The organism is Sphingomonas sp., assembly GCF_031380695.1.
Lineage (GTDB): Bacteria > Pseudomonadota > Alphaproteobacteria > Sphingomonadales > Sphingomonadaceae > Sphingomicrobium.
The window spans coordinates 1-5,219 of sequence record NZ_JANMWY010000294.1 but is presented as its reverse complement, the minus strand read 5'-3'; the positions used below and the strand labels follow the sequence as shown (position 1 = coordinate 5,219).

Genomic DNA, 5,219 nt, shown 5'->3' with positions numbered 1-5,219 from the left:
GCGAGGCGCGAGCCAATCTGCTGAGCCAAAGCCGCGACCGACCGATCACCTATTCGCTCGGCCAAGCCGGCGCCGGCGAGCGGCTATTCTACGACGACGCCATGGCGATGAACTTCCGCACATTGCGCGGCAGCCTGCCCGAAATCTTCGGCGCGATCGATGCCAATGAAGGGCTGGCTGACGCCCCGGCGATCTACCTGTCGTCGATCGACATGCATGACTATTTCACCGGCCTGCATGAGGCCAATAACGTCGAGTTGGGCGAGCGCCGGCCGCTCGCCAGCATCTGGATCGGGACAGCGACCCGCATTGCGGCGCATAATGACGTGCCCGACAATCTGGTAGTCTGCGCCGTCGGTCGCCGCCGCTTCACCCTGTTCCCGCCCGATCAGTTCGCCAGTCTTTATCTCGGCCCGATCGATCACACGCCCGCCGGCCGGGCTGTCAGTATGGTCGACCTCAAGCGACCCGATTTCACGGCCTTCCCGCGGTTCCGCGATGCACTGTCGTCGGCGCAGGTGGCTGAGCTCGGGCCGGGCGATGCGCTCTTCATCCCGTCGCTGTGGTGGCACCATGTCGAAGCGCTTGATCCGTTCAACGTCCTCGTCAACTATTGGTGGCGAGACACCCAGGCGTTTCTCGGTCAGCCCCAGGACGCACTTAATCATGCCATGCTCGCCATTCGCGATCTGCCGCCAACCCAAAAGGACTACTGGCGGCAGATGTTCGACCATTATGTATTCGACAATGGAGACGATGTGACCGCCCATATCCCCGAGCCAGCGCGCGGCGTGCTTGCCCCGCTGACTGCCGAAAGCGCGGGCAAGCTGCGCGCCAATATCCTGCGCGGCCTGTCGCGATGACGGCGACGCAAGTATCGGGCTGGCCGCTCAGGCGGATCGTCGTCGCCGGGGGCGGCACTGCCGGCTGGATGGCGGCAGCGGCGATTGCCCGGACGCTAGGCCCGGCGGTCGAGCTGACGCTGGTCGAATCCGACGACATCGGCACTATCGGCGTCGGCGAAAGCACGATCCCCCCGCTGGTCGCCTACAATCGGCTGCTCGGCATCAACGAAGCCGAGTTCATGCGGGCGACACAGGCGACGTTCAAACTTGGCATTCAGTTTGACAATTGGCGTATCCCCGGCGAGGGCTATTTCCACTCGTTCGGATCGACCGGGACGGATCATTGGTCTGCCGGATTCCAGCATTTCTGGCTCGACGCGCGGCAACGCGGGCTGGCCGGATCGTATGAAGAATATTGCCTCGAATTGAAGGCCGCTCACGCGGCCAAGTTCGCGCATCTTCCCGACGACCGGATGAACTATGCCTACCAGCTCGACTCTGGCCTCTACGCTCGCTTTCTCCGCAAGATGGCCGAGGGCGACGGCGCGCGCCGAGTCGAGGGCAGGATCGCGACCGTCGAGCTCAACGGCGAAAGCGGAAATATCGCCGCGCTGACACTTGACGGAGGAATGCGGATCGAGGGCGACGTATTCCTCGATTGCACCGGCTTCCGCGCGCTGCTGATCGAGGGTGCACTCCACGCCGGATTCGATGACTGGAGTCAATATCTGCCATGCGATTCGGCCATCGCCGCCCAGACCAGTTCGGTCGGACCGTCCGTCCCCTTCACGCGCGCTACGGCCCACGACGCCGGCTGGCAGTGGCGCATCCCGCTGCAGCACCGCACCGGCAATGGCATCGTTTATTGCAGTGGCTACCTCGACCAGGACGCCGCGCTTGAACGTTTCCTTGGCGCACTAAAGGGCGAGCGGCTAACGGAGCCCAACGTCATCCGTTTCACGACCGGCGCGCGCCGCAAGCAGTGGCACCGCAACTGCATTGCCATCGGCCTTTCGGGTGGCTTCATGGAGCCGCTCGAATCGACCAGCATTCACCTCATCCAGCGTGCCGTGCTGCGGTTCCTGCGGATGCTGCCGCTGCGCGAAATCAGCGAACGCGACGTCGCCGAATTTAACGACCAGCAAATGACCGACATGTTGCAGATCCGCGACTTTCTGATCCTGCACTACAAGGCGACCGACCGGCGCGACAGCGCATTCTGGCGCTACTGCGCGGCGATGGCGATTCCCGACTCTCTGGCACAGAAGATCGAGCTGTTCCGCGAGACCGGGCGGGTGTTCCGCAAGAACGAGGAACTGTTCGCCGAGAACAGCTGGGTTCAGGTCATGCTCGGCCAGGGGATTATCCCGCGCAGCTGGCACCCGATCGCGACCAAGCTGCGCGACGAGGAGATAGCGCGGCTGCTCGACACAATAAGCAGGAACGTCGACCAGACGATAGCCAGCCTCCCCGCCCATGCCGATTATGTCGCAAGCTACTGCTGTGCCAGGCAAACCGCCACGGCGAACGCCGCATGATCACCGCCCTGCTGCTCGCGGCTGCCCAACTGGAGACGGCGCCTGTCGATCGATGGCGATTGATGTGGTCGGATGAGTTCAACGGCCGCCGTATCGACCGGAGCAAATGGGATTTCGACGTCGATTGCGCCGGTGGCGGCAACGAGGAGCGGCAATGCTATACGGCGCGACCGGCCAATGCCTCGGTCAGGGACGGCGTGCTGACCATCACCGCGCGGCGCGAACCCTATCGCGGCCCGGCGGCGATGCACGGCGACACGAGCGGCTCGCCGGGGGTGACGGCAGCCAAGCCGTTCACGTCTGCGCGCCTCGTAACGCGGGGCAAAACGGCATGGCGCTATGGCCGGGTCGAAGTCCGCGCTCGGCTCCCGCTCGGTCAGGGCAGCTGGCCGGCAATCTGGATGCTGCCCGAGGCGTGGCGTTATGGGCAGTGGCCGCTATCGGGCGAGATCGACATCATGGAGGCGGTCAACCTGGGGACACCATGCGAGGCCTGTGCCGGCGGGCGCGAAAATCATGTCCTGGGCACGATCCACTTCGGCGACCGGCCGCCACGCAATAAATTTCTGTCGACCGATGTTCAACTGGCCGGCGCAATCGACGGGTTCCATGTCTATCGGGTCGATTGGAGCCCGGACCGGATCATCTGGTCGGTCGACGGCGATCGCTATGCCGAACGGCGACTGGGCGATTGGTCGACCCCGGGATCGACCGATCCGCACGCCCCGTTCGACCAGCCGTTCCACCTCATCCTCAACCTGGCGATCGGTGGCCACCTGCCGGAAGGTCGCAACCAGAAGGGGGTCAGCCTCGAAGGGTTTCCGCGATCGATGCAGGTCGACTGGGTTCGAGTCTGGCAACGTCCAGCCGACTGAGGCAAGGGTAGGATATGGGGCGACGGCGACAGGCAGTAACGATCAAGCATGTGGCGGCCGATGCCGGCGTCTCGCTGCAAACGGTTAGTCGCGTGATCAACGATGGGGCCGGTGTCCGGCCCGAGATGAAGCTTCGCGTCCAGGAAGCAATCGACCGGCTGCACTATGTACCGTCGATCGCCGCGCAGCGGATGAGCGGATCGCGCTCCTATCTTATCCTCGCGCTCAACGATCGCGATCGCACGATTGCCGACTGGCGCAGCCGCGAGGGTGTCGATTGGGTCGATCAGATGTTGCTCGGCGGCATGACCACGGCGGCCGAATATGGCTATCGACTGGTGCTGGAACTGGTCGACACGCACAATGACCATGTCGAGCGCGAACTGCGCGCGACGATCGCCGCGCTCCAGCCGGATGGCGTGATCCTGACCCCTCCGCACAGCGAGAATCCGTTGATCACGAGCATGCTCGCGGCGCAGGAGATCAGCTTCGCGCGGATCGGCTCGAAGCAGCCGGGGCCCGGTATTTCGCTTACGATGGACGAAGAGAACGCCGCCGCGATAGCGACCCAACATTTGATCGATCTCGGCCATCGTCGCATCGGCTTCATTGCCGGACCGGCGGAGTATTCATTGAGTGGGTGGCGTGTCGAAGGATGGCACGGCGCGATGCTTGCGGCGGGGTTAGCGATCGACGGACTGCTCGCCGAGGGCGACTTCAGCTATGCATCAGGGGAGCGCGCGGCGGCGGTGTTGCTGTCGCTCGACCATCGGCCGACCGCGATCATTGCCAGCAATGATCAAATGGCACTGGCGACCCTGGAACTTGCCAAAAACCGCGGGTTGAGGATTCCGGAGCAGCTCTCGTTGATCAGCTTCGATAACACCCCGATCGTGCGCTTCGTGCAGCCACCGCTGACCGCGATCGATCAACCGATCGCCGACATCGCAGCCAAAGCCGTCGAACTGATCGTGGCGCACCAGCGTCGATCCGAATTGCCGGCGACGACGGTCATCATCCCGGCAACGCTGGTCGTGCGAGGCTCTACGGTTCCACCGCATCTGCCGTGAACCATTGCGGTCAGCCCAAATCGATCCTGCAGCCGACGCCGATTCCCTTCATCTGCCCTCCGGGCGGCGCACAAGGCGGAACACCAGTCCTGCCAGCGCAATCGCCACGGTCCCGATGAGGGCGGGCGTCAGCAGGAACATCGGTGCGGCGCTGGTCGCAATGACGATCAGCGGGTCGCCGCCAGCCGGCGGGTGCATCGTCCGGCTCGCCATCATCGCCGCAATTGCGCATCCCACCCCGACTGCCATCGCCAGCGGCCCGTGCCCCAGCATCGCCATCGCCGCCAACCCGACCGACGACGACACCAGATGCCCGCCGATGACGCTGGTCGGCCTGGCGAACGGGCTGTCGGGCACGCCGAACACCAGCGCGCAGCTCGCCCCGAACGACGGGATTAGCCACGCCAGCCGGGTCGCGTCGTGCAGCATGAGCAGCGCGAAGATGGTCAGCCCGGCACCGATTCCGGCGAGCAGCACGCCAAGCGGGCGCGGCACCGGGCCGATGCCGAACGGCCATTTCATGCCTTGTGGTACTTGGCCGCTTCCTCCGAGCCCCCTGTCGAATCCCCGGCGCTGTACGAATGCGCGCCGGTCCCGGCCAGGCCGCCGCCCTGGACGATCAGATATTCGTCGCGGATCGGCCGACCTTCGAAGAAGCATTCGAGAATCTCGCGCGTGCCCGCCGCATAGCGCGCCTGCGCCGACAGCGACGTACCCGAGATGTGCGGGGTCATGCCTTCGTAGGGCATCGTCCGCCACGGATGATCGTTCGGCGCCGGCTGCGGGAACCACACGTCGCCGGCATAACCCGCGAGCTGGCCACTCTCGACCGCCCGCACGATCGCGTCACGGTCGCACAGCTTGCCGCGCGCGGTGTTGACCAGATAGGCG

Annotated in this window: 6 protein-coding genes; 4 read left to right on the top strand and 2 right to left on the bottom strand. The window is 64.8% G+C overall.

From position 1 onward, the window contains the following. The 4 genes from RMN84_RS10640 to RMN84_RS10625 form a co-directional block, all read left to right on the top strand. Positions 1-863, top strand: an 863-nt coding sequence (locus RMN84_RS10640) for a cupin-like domain-containing protein (protein WP_309612147.1), incomplete at its 5' end; no start/stop codon positions are given. Beyond that, positions 860-2,383, top strand: coding sequence for a tryptophan 7-halogenase (locus RMN84_RS10635; RefSeq protein WP_309612146.1), 1,524 nt, complete (start codon positions 860-862; stop codon positions 2,381-2,383). The genes RMN84_RS10640 and RMN84_RS10635, both read left to right, overlap by 4 nt. Then, positions 2,380-3,258, top strand: coding sequence for a glycoside hydrolase family 16 protein (locus RMN84_RS10630; protein ID WP_309612145.1), 879 nt, complete (start codon positions 2,380-2,382; stop codon positions 3,256-3,258). The genes RMN84_RS10635 and RMN84_RS10630 overlap by 4 nt, the downstream gene beginning before the upstream one ends. Before the next feature lie 14 nt (positions 3,259-3,272). After that, positions 3,273-4,328 carry a LacI family DNA-binding transcriptional regulator gene (locus RMN84_RS10625; protein WP_309612144.1) on the top strand — a complete coding sequence of 352 codons (1,056 nt, stop codon included), beginning with the start codon at positions 3,273-3,275 and terminating at the stop codon, positions 4,326-4,328. 48 nt (positions 4,329-4,376) lie between these two features. Here RMN84_RS10625 and RMN84_RS10620 read toward each other — a convergent pair whose 3' ends face one another. Next, positions 4,377-4,850, bottom strand: a complete 474-nt coding sequence (locus RMN84_RS10620; protein WP_309612143.1) for an HPP family protein — start codon at positions 4,848-4,850, stop codon at positions 4,377-4,379. Further along, positions 4,847-5,219, bottom strand: a 373-nt coding sequence (locus tag RMN84_RS10615; protein WP_309612142.1) for an NAD(P)-dependent oxidoreductase, incomplete at its 5' end; no start/stop codon positions are given. The genes RMN84_RS10615 and RMN84_RS10620, both read right to left, overlap by 4 nt.